Source organism: Streptomyces daliensis (assembly GCF_054782395.1).
Genome location: NZ_BAAGSO010000099.1, coordinates 39,573 through 53,559 on the forward strand (window position 1 = coordinate 39,573; position 13,987 = coordinate 53,559).

At 72.8% G+C, this 13,987-nt stretch carries 14 protein-coding genes; 6 read left to right on the plus strand and 8 right to left on the minus strand.

What is annotated here, in order from left to right:
- The first annotated feature begins 44 nt into the window (after window positions 1-44).
- Entirely contained in the window at window positions 45-641 is a 597-nt protein-coding gene (locus tag ACYVOO_RS26560) for a TetR/AcrR family transcriptional regulator (RefSeq protein ID WP_461018229.1), read from the plus strand.
- 16 nt (window positions 642-657) lie between these two features.
- Here the strand turns inward: ACYVOO_RS26560 and ACYVOO_RS26565 are convergent, their stop codons facing one another.
- Window positions 658-1,086 (minus strand): pyridoxamine 5'-phosphate oxidase family protein, encoded by a 429-nt coding sequence (locus ACYVOO_RS26565; protein WP_461018230.1) that lies wholly within the window; start codon window positions 1,084-1,086, stop codon window positions 658-660.
- Between the two features lie 698 nt (window positions 1,087-1,784).
- Entirely contained in the window at window positions 1,785-3,455 is a 1,671-nt protein-coding gene (gene yczR, locus ACYVOO_RS26570) for a MocR-like transcription factor YczR (RefSeq protein ID WP_461018231.1), read from the minus strand.
- Window positions 3,456-3,622: 167 nt separating this feature from the next.
- Between yczR and ACYVOO_RS26575 the strand changes: the two genes are divergently transcribed.
- The 3 genes from ACYVOO_RS26575 to ACYVOO_RS26585 all read left to right on the plus strand — a co-directional run bounded on the left by ACYVOO_RS26575 (window position 3,623) and on the right by ACYVOO_RS26585 (window position 6,519).
- Entirely contained in the window at window positions 3,623-4,396 is a 774-nt protein-coding gene (locus ACYVOO_RS26575; RefSeq protein ID WP_453351105.1) for a glycerophosphodiester phosphodiesterase, read from the plus strand.
- Window positions 4,397-4,457: 61 nt separating this feature from the next.
- Complete coding sequence (locus ACYVOO_RS26580; RefSeq protein ID WP_461018232.1) at window positions 4,458-5,864, plus strand: MFS transporter; 1,407 nt, start codon at window positions 4,458-4,460, stop codon at window positions 5,862-5,864.
- 265 nt (window positions 5,865-6,129) lie between these two features.
- Complete coding sequence (locus tag ACYVOO_RS26585; protein ID WP_453351107.1) at window positions 6,130-6,519, plus strand: RNA polymerase-binding protein RbpA; 390 nt, start codon at window positions 6,130-6,132, stop codon at window positions 6,517-6,519.
- Window positions 6,520-6,686: 167 nt separating this feature from the next.
- Here the strand turns inward: ACYVOO_RS26585 and fxsA are convergent, their stop codons facing one another.
- The 5 genes from fxsA to ACYVOO_RS26610 form a co-directional block, all read right to left on the minus strand.
- Window positions 6,687-7,358: an FxsA family membrane protein gene (gene fxsA / locus ACYVOO_RS26590; protein WP_461018233.1), complete on the minus strand. Its 672-nt coding sequence runs from the start codon at window positions 7,356-7,358 to the stop codon at window positions 6,687-6,689.
- 3 nt (window positions 7,359-7,361) lie between these two features.
- The gene (locus ACYVOO_RS26595) at window positions 7,362-8,129 is read right to left on the minus strand and encodes a polyprenol monophosphomannose synthase (RefSeq protein WP_461018234.1); all 768 of its coding nucleotides are present in this window, start codon (window positions 8,127-8,129) and stop codon (window positions 7,362-7,364) included.
- Window positions 8,126-10,027: an apolipoprotein N-acyltransferase gene (lnt, locus tag ACYVOO_RS26600; protein WP_461018235.1), complete on the minus strand. Its 1,902-nt coding sequence runs from the start codon at window positions 10,025-10,027 to the stop codon at window positions 8,126-8,128. Before lnt ends, ACYVOO_RS26595 begins: the two co-directional genes overlap by 4 nt.
- 547 nt (window positions 10,028-10,574) lie before the next feature.
- On the minus strand, window positions 10,575-12,230 hold the full coding sequence (locus ACYVOO_RS26605) for an amidohydrolase (protein ID WP_461018236.1): 1,656 nt from the start codon (window positions 12,228-12,230) through the stop codon (window positions 10,575-10,577).
- Window positions 12,231-12,329: 99 nt separating this feature from the next.
- A complete protein-coding gene (locus tag ACYVOO_RS26610; RefSeq protein ID WP_453351112.1) occupies window positions 12,330-12,770 on the minus strand; it encodes an Lrp/AsnC family transcriptional regulator in 441 nt (146 codons plus the stop codon).
- 200 nt (window positions 12,771-12,970) lie between these two features.
- On the opposite strand from ACYVOO_RS26610, the gene ACYVOO_RS26615 reads away from it, so the two are divergent.
- Window positions 12,971-13,408, plus strand: coding sequence for a hypothetical protein (locus tag ACYVOO_RS26615; RefSeq protein ID WP_461018237.1), 438 nt, complete (start codon window positions 12,971-12,973; stop codon window positions 13,406-13,408).
- A 47-nt stretch (window positions 13,409-13,455) separates the two neighbouring features.
- On the opposite strand, the gene ACYVOO_RS26620 is transcribed toward ACYVOO_RS26615, so the two are convergent.
- On the minus strand, window positions 13,456-13,755 hold the full coding sequence (locus ACYVOO_RS26620) for an IS200/IS605 family transposase (protein WP_461018238.1): 300 nt from the start codon (window positions 13,753-13,755) through the stop codon (window positions 13,456-13,458).
- 75 nt (window positions 13,756-13,830) lie between these two features.
- Between ACYVOO_RS26620 and ACYVOO_RS26625 the strand changes: the two genes are divergently transcribed.
- Window positions 13,831-13,987 (plus strand): helix-turn-helix domain-containing protein (locus tag ACYVOO_RS26625; RefSeq protein WP_461018272.1); only part of this gene is annotated, 157 nt, incomplete at its 3' end.

Here is a 13,987-nt window from a genome sequence, read left to right on the forward strand (position 1 = left end):
AGTTAGCTGACTAACTAAGATGAACCTAGCATAGACTCAGTCGGGTGACTGACTCTCGACTGAGGGCCGCCTCGGCCAAGCGGCAGCGGCTCATGGAGGCGGCCGCGCGCGTCGTGCACGAGCAGGGCGCGGGGCGGACCACGATCGCCGACATCGCCCGGGCGGCGAACGTTCCGGTAGGGAACGTGTACTACTACTTCAAGACCAAGGACGAGCTGGTCGGCGCCGCCATCTCGGAACAGGCGAGAGGCTTCCGGGAACTCGCCGCCGAGCTGGACCGGCTCGACGACCCCCGTGAGCGGCTCCTGCGCCTCGTCGACGGCTGGCTCGGCCAGAAGGAACGGGCCGCCCGTTACGGATGCCCGACCGGCACCCTGGCCGCCGAGCTCGACAAGCGCGACGAGGGCGGCCTCGACGTCGAGGCCGGCCGGGTCATCAGACTGCTGCTCGACTGGGTGGAAGCGCAGTTCGACGCCATGGGGCGGCCGGACGCGGCGGACCTGGCGGTGACCCTGGTCGGCGCCTATCAGGGCATGTCGGTGCTGGCCAACGCGCTGCGCGATCCGGAGATCATGACGCGCGAGGTGCGGCGCCTCACCGCCTGGCTGAAGGAGTTGGAGCCGTCCCCGGGATCTGCGTAGGCAGGCGGGCAGGAGGTCAGTGTGTAAAGCGATGCACGGTTTCCGGGTGGATGACGACGCGGACCTGATCAGTGGCCAGCATCGCGGCGAGGTCGTCGGCCCGGGCCCGGTCCGCGAGGTCCCAGTAGCGGTCGGCGAGGCGGGAGCACAGGGCGTGCGCCCCGTCGGCCTCCACCGTGGTGCGGCCGGCGACGGACACCCAGCGCTCGCGCTCACCGGCCGGGGCCGCGACGACGATCGAGGCGCGGGGGTCGCGGCGCAGGCGCCGCACCTTCGGCGAGTCCGGTGCCGTGAAGAACTGCACCGTCCCCTCGGTGGTCGCCTCGAACCACACCGGCCGGGGCTGGGGTGGCAGCGGCCCCGCGGCCACGGTCAGGAACCCGTGCAGGGGGCGTGCGAGAAGTTCGTGATCCTCGGCGGTCAGCAGGCTCGTGGTGGTACTCATGCCCCCATCCAACGACGCCCGCCCGACCGAATCCATGAGCGAGACCCCGAACCCCCTTCGCCATCGTCCAGCACCCTTCCCAGCGGGCGCCTACCCAAGTGCCCCTCGGGGGTTCATTCGCGTGCTGCGACCCGGTGGCACGGGTTGTGCCCACCCTCCCCCAGCTACCGCTGGGAGGTGCCCCTCGCTATGCGAAACGCCTGCCCACAACAATGGGGCGCAGTCGCCGTCGGCTTCCCGTGGCAGGGGCTGGGCCCGTACCGCCAGGTGCGGGCACACAGCATGGCAACAGCCTCAGGGACCACCGGCCGGAGGTTGGCCACCGGGTGGGAGGGGACGTGGTGGGGTGTCCCCGCAGGACGAGCAAGTCACCGGCCGAAAGCCGACAACGAGACCTTCACGCCGAGGAGACACCCCACCGCGGCACCGACCCCCACCACACACGCGCCCATAACCACGGTCCGAGCCAAGAATCACGCGGCGCCAGCCGCATCGCACCGTCACCACACGCCGCGCCGAAGCCACCGGCCCGCACCCGGAAACGGCGAACCGCCCAGCGCAGCGCCCCGCACCCCGTGCCGCAGCACAAAAATCAGCGCGGGACCCTACGGCGCGCACCACACCGGCCAACCGTCCCGCGCAACACCCCCGACGAACGGGGCACCTCCGTTTCCTTCCGCAGCCCCGCGAAGGGGCCGTCACGCCACGTAAGACCGAGGCACGTTCGCCTCGGGAACCGCACCCGTGCGGACAAGATCAGCGGCCGTCGCGAGGCGGCTCGCCGCCTCGCGGGCGAGGGGGTCGGCGATGGTGAAGGGCAACCTGACGTACCCCTCGAACGCGCCGTCCACCCCGAACCGCGGCCCGGACGGCACCCGCACCCCCAACCGCTCCCCCGCCTCCGCGATCCGCGACCCGGAGAGACCACCGGTACGGGCCCACAGCGTGAGCCCGCCGAGCGGCACGGTGAACTCCCAGTCGGGCAGGTGCTCCCGGAGCGCGGCGACCAGCGCGTCACGGTTGCCGCGCGCACGCTCACGCCGCACGGCCACCGCCCCCGCCCACGCCTCGCCGTTCATCATGTGGGCGACGGCGAGTTGTTCGAGCACGGGGCTGCCGAGGTCGGCGTAGGCGCGTGCCGCGACCAGGCTGCGGATCACCTCGGGAGCCGCCCGTACCCAGCCGATGCGCAGGCCCGCCCAGATGGACTTGCTGACGGAGCCCACGGTGATCACCGTCGAGCCTCCGGAGTCGAAGGCGGCGACGGGCCGCGGCAGCGGGGTCTCCTCGTCGAAGGCGAGGTCGGCCATCGTCTCGTCGGCGACGAGCACCGTACCGGCGGCGCGCGCCGCCGCGACGAGGTCCCGGCGCTGGTCGTCGGGGGCCAGCGATCCTGTGGGGTTGTGGAAGTCGCCGATCACGTAGGCCATCCGGGGCGCCGCGTCCCGCAGCACCTGCCGCCAGGCGGTGAGGTCCCAGCCCGCGAGGCCGCCCGCCATGGGCACGGGGACGAGGCGGGCACCGGCGTCGCGCAGGAGCTGGAGCACGTTCGCGTACGAGGGGTGCTCGACGGCGATGCGTTCGCCGCGCGGCGTCAGCAGCCGGGTCAGCGCGGCGACGGCGCCCATGGCCCCTGTGGTGACCATGATCTGCTCGGGCATGGTCGGGACGCCGCGCGCCGTGTAGCGGTCGGCGAGCGCCTCGCGGAGCGCCGGGAGGCCCGCGGGGTAGTCGCCGTGGGTGTGCGCGTAGGGCGGGAGTTCGGCGAGGGCGCCCTGGAAGGAACGGGTCAGCCACGGTTCGGGCGCGGGCAGCGCCGCGCAGCCGAGGTCGATCATGGATCCGGCCGCCTCGGGCGGCAGCGGTTCCAGCCCGCGCGTGGGCACCGGGTTGCCCGCGGGCACGGCGGTCCAACTGCCGCTGCCGCGACGTGATTCCAGGAAGCCGTCGGCGCGCAGCGCCTCGAAGGCGGCGGCGACGGTCGTACGGGAGACGCCGAGCGCACCGGCCAGTTCGCGCTCGGCGGGCAGCCGCGTGGCCACGGGGACCCGGCCTTCGAGGATGAGGAGGCGCACGCCGTCGGCGAGGGCGCGGTACGCGGGGGTCCGGCGCCCGGATGCCTCGTCCGCCGCCCGCGCGAACCCGGACGGCGCGGCTCCGGAAGACACGGCCCCGGACGACGCGGCATCCGGCGACGCCTCCGCGCCCGCGCCCCCGTCCGAACCGTGCCCGCCCGCCTCCGGCGCGCCCTCGCCTGACGGCCCCAGGGGAGTGAGCGCGCGCGCAGCGCCCGCCGTACCGGAGGCGCGCTGGGAGCCGAGGAGCCGCGCGAGCCGGGTCGCCCCCATGACCGAGGTCCACTGCGCCATTTTCGCGGTCCACCCTCCCGGTATTGGCCATGCGAATGGCCTCTTCCCAGGCCACAGGGTGCCACGGTTCCGGTCATTGCCGCCAGAAAGGGAGATCCACCGTTCGCCGGGCCCGGCCGTCATCCGGTGCGCGGAGGCCCGGAGGCGCACGCGATACTGCGACGGTGATGAGCACAGCGGACCCCCGGCACCCCTTCCTCTCCGGCCCGGCGCCGCTCGCCTTCGCCCACCGCGGCGGGGCCGCGTCGGGGCTGGAGAACACACACGGAGCCTTCGCGCACGCCCTCGACCTCGGTTACCGCTATCTGGAGACCGACGTCCACACCACGGCCGACGGCCAGTTGGTCGCGTTCCACGACGCCACCCTGGACCGGCTGACGGACGGGCACGGCCCGATCGCCCGGCTGCGCTGGGACGAGGTGCGGCGCGCACGCGTCGCGGGGCGTGCACGGGTGCCGCTGATGCGTGAGCTGCTGGAGTCGTTCCCGCAGGCGCGCTGGAACATCGATGTGAAGGCCGAGTCCGCGCTCGTGCCCCTGCTGGAACTGCTGGAGGAGACGGACGCCTGGGACCGGGTGTGCGTCGGCTCCTTCGAGGAGGCCAGGGTCGCGCGGGCCGCGTCGCTGGCCGGTGTCCGGCTGGCCACGTCGCTGGGCACCCGTGGCGTGCTGGGGCTGCGGCTGCGCGCGTTCCGGCTGCCTGGCGCGGTGCGCCCCGGCGCCCTGTGCGCGCAGGTTCCGGAACGGCACGCGGGGGTACGGGTGGTGGACCGCGCGTTCGTCAGGGCGGCGCACGCGCTCGGCATGCAGGTGCACGTGTGGACGGTGAACGACCGCGAGCGGATGCGGGCGCTGCTCGACCTCGGGGTGGATGGCATCATGACCGATCACTTGGAAACGCTGCGTGAGGTGCTGACCGAGCGGGGAGCCTGGCCTGGCTGACCGCCGTACCCCGCGTGGGACGGCGTACGGCGAGGAGTTGGGGGGCCGGGTGGATGCTGCCGTGACGGAACCGGGAGGCAAGGGCACCGAGGGGGGCGAGGGGGCCAGCGAGGAGACACGGGAGTCGCGGGAGTCGCGCCGCAGGGAGCAGCGCGGCTGGTACTTCTACGACTGGGCCGTCTCGGTCTTCTCCACCAGCGTGCTCACGGTCTTCCTGGGCCCGTATCTGACGGAGGTCGCGAAGGCCGCCGCAGGGCCCGACGGTTTCGTACACCCCCTGGGCATACCGGTGCGCGCCGGTTCCTACTTCGCGTACGCGGTCTCGGCCTCCGTACTGCTGTCGGTGCTGGTGATGCCGCTGGCCGGGGCCGTGGCCGACCGGAGCGGCAGGAAGAAGCCGATCCTGGCGGCCTCCGCCTATCTGGGCGCGGCGGCGACGGCGGGCATGTTCTTCCTGGACGGCGACCGCTATCTGCTGGGCGGGTTCCTGCTGATCGTGGCGAATGTGTCGCTGGCCGTCTCGATGGTGATCTACAACGCCTTCCTCCCCCAGATCGCGCCGCCCGAGGAGCGGGACGCGGTCTCCTCGCGCGGCTGGGCCTTCGGCTACGCCTCGGGCGCGCTGGTGCTCGTCGCCAACCTGGGCCTGTTCCTCGGCCATGAGTCCTTCGGCGTGCGCGAGTCGGTGGCGGTACGGATCTGTCTGGCCTCTGCCGGTGTGTGGTGGGCGGTCTTCACGCTCGTACCGCTGCTGCGGCTGCGGGACAGGCCGGGCGCCACGACACCCGGCGCACCCGGCACCCCCGCCCCGGAACGCACCCCGCTCGGCGGCGGCTGGCGCCAGTTGGCCCGCACCCTGCGCGAGCTGCGCCGCTATCCGCTGACGATGCTGTTCCTGCTGGCCTATCTCGTCTACAACGACGGGGTGCAGACCGTCATCACCCAGGCGTCGGTGTACGGCTCCGAGGAGCTGGGCCTGGACCAGACGACGCTGATCGGCGCGATCCTGCTGGTGCAGATCCTGGCGGTGGCCGGGGCGCTGGGCATGGGCAGGCTGGCGGAGCGGTACGGCGCCAAGCGCGTGATCCTGGGCTCGCTGGTGGCGTGGACGGCGACGGTGAGCGCCGGGTACTTCCTGCCCGCGCGGGCCCCCGTGTGGTTCTTCGTCCTGGCGGCAGGCATCGGGCTGGTGCTGGGCGGCAGCCAGGCGCTGTCCAGGTCGCTGTTCTCGCAGCTCGTCCCCGCGGGCAAGGAGGCGGAGTACTTCTCGCTCTACGAGGTGAGCGACCGCGGCACGAGCTGGCTGGGCCCGCTGCTCTTCGGCCTCGCCTACCAGCTCACGGACAGCTACCGCGCGGCGATCATCTCGCTGGTGGTCTTCTTCGTGCTGGGATTCCTGCTCCTGTGGAGGGTGCCCGTGAGGCATGCCGCGGCGGCGGTGGGGAACCCTTCACCGGACCGGATTTAGCTCCTGGGCCCGCGGCCCGGTAGTGTAACTCCTTGGCCCACCGGATGGACCGTTACTGCACGCCAAAGAGATGCGAACGCTGGGTGACATCTCCTGTCAGATGTGACAAACCGGGCGCTGGTGGGTACCGCATATTCGATGAAGCGGCGGCACGACGGGCGACGCATGTCCCTTGACGGGAATCTTCACCGCCGACCGGACGTTGACTGGATGACGACGACAGCGACACCTGTCCTGTGGGCGACAAGCCCGGGAGGCACGATTCATGAGTGAGCGAGCTCTTCGCGGCACGCGACTCGTGGTGACCAGCTACGAGACCGACCGCGGTATCGACCTGGCACCGCGCCAGGCCGTGGAGTACGCATGCCAGAACGGACATCGTTTTGAGATGCCGTTCTCGGTAGAGGCCGAGATTCCGCCGGAGTGGGAGTGCAAGGTGTGCGGCGCACAGGCACTCCTGGTGGACGGCGAGGGGCCGGAGGAAAAGAAGGGCAAGCCCGCGCGTACGCATTGGGACATGCTCATGGAGCGGCGCACCCGCGAGGAGCTGGAAGAGGTGCTGGCCGAGCGACTGGCCGTACTGCGTTCCGGCACGATGAACCTCGCAGTGCATCCGCGCGATGACAGTGGTGGGAACAAGCGCAAGTCCGCCTGAGGGTGCGACGGGCGTCCACCGCCCCATAGACAGCACGAGGGCCTGTGACCACGACCGGTGGTCACAGGCCCTCGTGCTGTCCTGCCCGCCCCGGCCCCGTACGCCTGGTGCCCCCGCCCCGTACGGGACGGTCCCGTACGGGGGACGGCCAGGCCTCGGCTCGGCGCTCAGCGGCCCGCCGGGGGGTTCCCGGGCTCGTCGTCCCGGACGACCTCGCCCTGGACGACCTTGCCGTCGGGCCGGTGCATGCGGACCTGCTCCTCGGCCTTGCGCGCCTGCTGGTAGGCGTCACCCAGCGTGCCCGGAGCGAAGCCCTCGCGGCGGCCGAAATAACGCTGTGTCGAACGCCGCATCAGCCGCGCGGTGGGCGGGAAGAGGCACAGCAGCCCGGCCACGTCGGAGAGCAGCCCGGGGACCATCAGCAGCAGCCCGCCCAGCATGGCGAGCGCGTTGCCCCCGCTCCCGCTCCTGCGCGCCTCCTCTTCCTCCTCGGCCTGCGGCTCGCCGCCCTGGGCCTGCGCCTGGGCGCGCTGCACGCTGCGGGTGAGGTTCTGCCAGGCGCGGCGGCCCGCGCGCTTGATCGCGAGGGAGCCGAGGACGAAGCCCGCGACCAGCAGGGCCAGCACCGTCAGCCCGCCCGCGGCCTCGCCGACGAGGACCAGCAGCCAGATCTCCAGCAGTGCCCACACCGCGACGCCCAGCGGGATGAACCGGCGGGCGCGGGAGCGCGGGCGCGGCTCGCGCCCTTCACCGGGCGCTCCGGGGCCCTGGCCGTGCTGGTGGCGGGCGCCGTCCTGCTCGGGCGGGGGCTCGTAGGGGAAGGGTGCGCGGGTCGTCATGGTTCAAGTGTGCCTGCGGCCGAGGATTTTCTTCACCCGGCCCTCGACCCCCCAGGCGGCCACCCGCCAGAGTGCCTCGGCGACGATGTCGCGGCTCATCTTGGAGTTGCCGCGCTCGCGCTCGACGAAGGTGACCGGCACCTCCACGACGCGCAGTCCCGCGTGCACGGTGCGCCGGGTCAGGTCGATCTGGAAGCAGTAGCCCTGCGAGGCGACCGTCTCTATGCCGATGCTCTCCAGCGTCTCCTTGCGGAAGGCGCGGAAGCCCGCCGTGATGTCGCGCATGGGGACGTCGAGGAGGAAGCGGGAGTAGGTGCTGGCGCCGCGCGAGAGGTACTCGCGGGACTTGGGCCAGTTGACGATCCGCCCGCCCGGCACCCAGCGGGAGCCGATGACGAGGTCGGCGCCGCCGAGCGCGGTGAGCAGCCGGGGAATCTCCTCGGGCTGGTGGGAGCCGTCGGCGTCCATCTCGATGAGGACGCCGTAGCCGTGCTCGATGCCCCAGCGGAAGCCCGCGATGTAGGCGGCGCCGAGGCCCTCCTTGCTGCTGCGGTGCAGTACCTGGACCGCTTCGTCGTCGGCGGCGATCTCGTCCGCGATCTTGCCGGTGCCGTCGGGGCTGTTGTCGTCGGCCACCAGCACGTGCACCTCGGGCACCGCCGTGCGCACGCGCGCGATGACCGACCTGAGGTTGTCCGCCTCGTTGTACGTCGGGATGATCACGAGGGCCTTGCCGAGCGGGCCGTACTCCCGCGCTTCGCCGTCCGTCACCGCTGCTGCCCCTCTTGCCCCGCTGCTGTCCGCGCTGATGCCTGCTCTGTCGTCTGCTCCGCCTGCGCTGCCGGGTCCGCCCCTCCGGCCGCCCGGCGACGTGTCCTGCGGCCGAGGAACAGGGCCCCGGCGCAGGACAGGACGCCCACCATAGCGAGCACCCATTCGGGAAGGGCGCCCACTCGGTCAGCGACCGTCGTGTCGTCGCGCAGCGGGAGGCTACCCGTGAGGGTGTCCCGCGTGAACTCCTGGGTGCGCTGCTCGACGGTGCCGTCCGGGGAGACGATCGCGCTGATCCCGCTGGGCGCCGCCGTGACGACGGCCCTGCCGTGCTCGACGGCCCGCAGCTTGGACATCACGAGCTGCTGTTCGGGCTGGCCCGTGTTGCCGTAGGTGGCGTTGTTGGTCTGGATGACGAGGGCGCGGGCGCCGGCGTTGACCGTGTCGCGGGGGATCTCGTCGTAGGCGACCTCGAAGCAGATGACGTCTCCGAGGCGCGCGGGGCCCGTCTGGAGGACGCCGGAGTGGTCGCCGGGCCAGAAGTCGCGGGGGACGCGCTGGAGCCGTGTGATGACCTTGCTGAGCTGGTCCCTGAAGGGCACGTACTCGCCGAAGGGCACGGGGTGCTGCTTGGTGTACGAGGCGCCGGGGCCCTTCTCGGGGTCCCAGACGATGCCCTGGTTCTCGACGTAGCCCTCCTTGGTCGGGTGGTCGACCAGGGCCCCGACGAGGACGGGGACGCCGATGGCCTTGACCGCCTCGTCGATGCGGTCGCCCGCCTCGGGCCACTTGTAGGGGTCCAGGTCGGAGGAGTTCTCCGGCCAGATGACGAGGTCCGGGCGCTTCACCTCGCCCTTCTTGACCTTCCTGGCCAGCTCCAGGGTCTCCTCGACGTGGTTGTTGAGGATCTTCATGGGGCGGCCGAGGAAGTCCATGCCGGGCTGTTCCACGTTGCCCTGGACCACGGCGATGTCCACCCGGTCGTCGGCCTTGGTGGGGACCGGTACGGCGTAGCCGGCGGCCGTCACGGCGACGGCCAGGACGAGCGGCCCCGCGGCAGGCACGTAAGCGCGCGGCCCCTTCGTCGCCCCCTCCTCCGCGTGACGCTCCCCCGCACGGCCGCGCAGCGCCCAGAGTGCGACGGCGGTGGCCGCGAGGAGGGTGCCGGTCAGTGCGACGGCGAAGGTGACCAGGGGGGCGCCGCCGAGCGCGGCAAGCGGGGTGTAGGGCGAGCCGGTGTTGGCGAACGCGAGCCGTCCCCAGGGGAACCCGCCGAAGGGCACGCGGTCGCGGGCCCACTCCTCGGCGACCCACAGGCAGGCACCCCACAGCGGCCACAGGCGCACCCGCGAGGTGACGGCGAGCGCGGCACCGAGCGCCGCGAGGAAGAGGCCCTGGAGGAAGGCGAGGCCCAACACGGCGTCCCAGCCGATGACATGGAGCCACTTCAGCAGGACGGTGAAGAAGGGCCACCCGAACGCGAGCCCGAGCCAGGCGCCCTGACGGCCCGTACGGCCGCGCGCCAGGAGGCTGAGCGCGGCGACGGAGACGAGTGAGAGCGGCCACGCGCCGTACGGCGGGAAGGCCAGCGCGAGGGCGACGCCGGAGAGGGCCGCCAGGGCCGTACGCGGGATCTCGCGCCGCACGAGCGCGCCCGCGCGCCGCCACCGCCCCGCGACGGGCGCGCCGGGCTCCTGGGGCGCGGGGCCGCCGGGTCCGCCGGGTCCGCCGGGTCCGCGGCTCGCCCCGTCGTCGGCGGGTCGGGCGCCGTCGGCCTCGGCCTCGCGGCCCTCGTGCCCCTCACGGCCCTCGGGCGCGGCGGACCGGGGCGTGTCCGGCTCCTTCGCGGACTGGCCGCCTGGAGCGGATGCGTCGGTGGTGTCGGAGCCCGATGGCACGGTCGCGGCCTTCCTACAGGTCGTGCGGTGGTGGAGCGACCGTATAACGCGCGGGGCGCCGCGCGGGCCCGGGGTGCGGAAAGCCGCGGGTTCACGGGCGGCGTGGGGGCCGGAGCGTGCGCGGGAGCGGGCGTGCGTGACCTTCTGCGGATCGGGGCCCGGCACCCTTCGGGCCGACCTGGGACTCGCTGGCTGCGAGTCGACCGAAAGCCGTTGTCTACTGAGCGACCGGGCCCCACCCGGGTCACACCTGCCGACCGGGCGAAACCTTCCGCCCCCGTGCCGCGGGCGCTGGACCTGGCTCCCAGTGGTGGTGTACCGGTGCGGCGCACCACCCCATGGCCCAGCGGCGTTCGACGACTGCGCGGAAATTTCCCGGTCGGACGTCCTGTGGTGGACCCGGCCGAACCTACCCGTCCACTGGCGCCGCCTGTCAACAGCCGTATGACCTGCGTCGTTTCGCTAAATCACCAGGTCAGTGAGTGGTGCCCCACGGGGGTCCGACAGGCCGAGGGCACATCGTTCGGCGGTATGGGAGTCCCCACTGTCACTCGAACGGCCCCGCGTACACCGTCCTGCCTCCGACCACCGTCCGCAGGCAGGTGGGCAGTTGGCCGCCCGGGGTGAGATCGGGCAGGCCAGGGGTGCCGGAGCGGGGGTCCGTCGACCAGTTGGCGACCCGGTTGTCGGGGGTCTGGACGACCAGTTCGCCGGCGCGCCACACCGCGTAGTCGGCGGGTGCTCCGGGCACCAGGACGCCCGCGTCGTCGCGGCCGAGTGCGCGCCAGCCGCCACGGGTGTGCGCGGTGAAGGCGCCGCGCACCGAGATCCGGTGCTCGGGTGTGCGGTGGAAGGCGGCGGCGCGGATGGTGCCCCACGGGTCGAGCGGGGTGACGGGGCTGTCGGAGCCCAGGGCGAGCGGGACTCCGGCGCGCAGGAGGGCCGCGTACGGGTTGAGGGTGCGGGCGCGCTCCCGGCCCAGGCGCTGCGCGTACATGCCGTACTCGCCGCCCCAGGCCGCGTCGAAGGCGGGCTGCACGGAGGCGGTGAGGGCCAGCTCGGCGAAGGCGGCGACGGTGGTCTCCGTCAGCATCTCCGCGTGCTCGACGCGATGCCGGGCAGCGCGTACGCGGTCGAGGCCCACCTTCCCGGCCGCCGCGCGCACGCCCTCCGTCACGGCGGTGAGCGCGGCGTCCCCGATGGCGTGGAAGCCCGCCTGGAGTCCGGCCTCGGTGCAGGCGGCGACGTGGGCTGCGATCTCGTCGGCGTCCAGGTGGGCGCTGCCGGTGTGCCCGGGCGCGTCGGCGTAGGGGGCGTGCAGGTGCGCCGTGTGGGAGCCGAGGGAGCCGTCGGCGAAGAGGTCACCGGCGGCTCCGACGGCGCCGAGGGCGCGGATACGGGCCGCGTCGGCGGGCGACGTGACCTGCTCGGCCCAGTAGCCGTGCACGCGGGGTCCTGGGGCCTCCGGGGACGCCGTGGCGAGTTCCAGGAGGGAGACGAAGTCGTCCTCCCCGGAGATGTCGGGGCCCGCGCACTCGTGGACGGCGCCGATGCCCAGGGAGGCGGCGTGCTCCAGGGCCGCGCGCTGGGCCTCGGCGCGCTGGGCGGGGGTGACGGTGCCGTAGGCGGCGGCGCGCACGGCGTGGTGCGCGTCGCCGGTGAGCGGCCCTTCGGGCTCGTAACCGGCCAGCCGGGTGACGCCGGGGACGAGGTCGAGCAGCGCCGTGGTGGCCAGCGCCGAGTGGACGTCGACGCGGCTGAGGTAGAGGGGGCGGCCTCCGGTGGCGCGGTCCAGTTCCTCGCGGGTGGGGTGACGGCGCTCGGGCCATGCGGCGGCGTCCCAGCCCGTGCCGAGGAGGACGCGGTCGCCGGTGCGTGCCTCGGCGTGCGCGCGCACGCGCTCCAGCGCGTCCGCGAGGCAGGGCGCACCGGAGAGGTCGAGTCCGGTCAGCGCCAGCCCGGTGGACGTGGTGTGCACATGCGCGTCCGTGAACGCGGGGGTGACGAGGGCGCCGTCGAGGTGGACCGTCTCGTCCACGCCGTCGGCGAAGGAGTCGGCGGCGCCCTCGGAGCCCACCCAGGCGATGCTGTCGCCCTCCACGACCATCGCGGTCGCGAAGGGGTCGGCCGGGCTGTGGACCTCGCCGCCCCTCAGCAGGAGGGTGCGGCTCTCGTGGGGACCGGGGGCGGTGCGCTCGCTCATGGGGACAGTTTCCCGCCCCGCCGCGGGGCCCCGGACCGCGGGGTGGGCCGTCCGGGCCGCCAGGCTCCCCGACCCCGGCCCCGGGCCCCGGCGCGCGCGTCAGATGCGCGGGGGCCGTGCCTCGTACGGGGTGGACAGGACGACGGTCGTCCGGGTGGAGACGCCCGAGAGGGAGCGGATGCGGGCCAGGAGGTGTTCCAGCTCGATGGGCGTGGCCACGCGCACCTTGAGGATGTAGTTCTCGTCGCCCGCCACGCTGTGGCACGCCTCGATCTCCGGGACGTCGGCGAGGCGCTCCGCGATGTCGTCGGGGGCGCTGGGGTCGAAGGGTTTGACCGAGATGAACGCGGTGAGCGGCAGGCCCACCGATTCGGGGTCCACGAGCGCCGCGTAGCCGCGGATGACGCCGCGCTGCTCCAGACGGCGCACGCGCTGGTGCACGGCCGATGTGGACAGGCCGGTGGCCTTGCCCAGGTCGGTGTAGCTCATCCGCCCGTCCTTGACGAGCAGTTCCACGATCTGTCGGTCCAAGTCCTCCACAGCAGGTCAACCTACTGTGCCCGGCGCACTCCGGCACAGCGGGCATCGCCCGGGCGCCGCACTGGGGCGTAGTGTGTGAGCAAGGCCACACCGATGCCCCCGTGTCCGCTGGGGCGTCGCGATTATGCGGGTGACACGGCGGGAAGTGCTTGCTGTGGCCGGGGGCGAGCTGCCCGGCAGGTCCACCCGAGGGGGATTGCATGCGCACTGTGAAGTCGGTCCGCGCCAGTGAACAGGACGCCGAGAACGGCGATGACCTGGCCTTCGACGCCTATGACGCCGACACCTACGAGATCTACCGCGTGAACTGCCCGGACTGCGGTCAGCCGATCGCGCTGCTGGCGGAGGAGGAGATGCTCCCGGAGCACGCGCTGTGCGCGACCCGGTGGGACCCGTTCGGGCTGACGGTCTGCCCCGGTTCCGGGCGTGCGGCGGCGGACGCGGTGTCCTCCGGCGAGGAGCCGGAGACCCAGGAGCGGGACGTGGCGGCCCTGTTGACGCTTCCCGAGGGCCTGGACTGGCGGAAGCAGCCGTTCTCGCACGTGGGCGGCCCCTCCGCGCGGCCGATCCGGGTGCCGGGCCAGACGGTGCGGGCGGGCGTCGCCGCCCGGCAGAACCGGACCGTACAGCCGGGATAGACACCGGGGCGCCCGGTTACCGGGGCTCTCGCAGAAGGGCCCGGTGTTCATGCCGGGGATGAATGCGTCTCAAGGCTGTTCTGACGTGCGCCTTGGGGCGGACGTTGTTGTTGCTCGATGTAGTGGCGGACAATCGCCGACGGTGCTCCGCCGCACGATGCGGAGAGATACGAGGGCGACCACAGGTGCCCGTGCATGACGGCGTGGTTGATGTGGCCGGTGATCTCCTTCAGCTCCGCTTCGAAGTCCTCGCAGACCTTGCGCATGATCTCTTCGCAGCGCGTCAGCATCTCGCCGTGGAACACCCCACGCCGGTACTTCGTCACGAAGACCACGTGCGCGTGCATCGCCGAAACAACATGCCTGCCACGCCTGTAGGTGTTTTATCTGTCCATGATGTCGATCGTCATAGGATCTTGGGTGTGCAGCTGCGCTACAACTACCGGGCCTACCCGGATGCCGCCCAGTGCCGTGCGCTGGCTCGTGCCTTCGGGTGCGCTCGTGTGGTGTGGAACGACTGTCTGCGTGACCGGAGGGAAGCGTATGCGGCGGGGTTGCCGTATGTGACGTCGGCCGAGT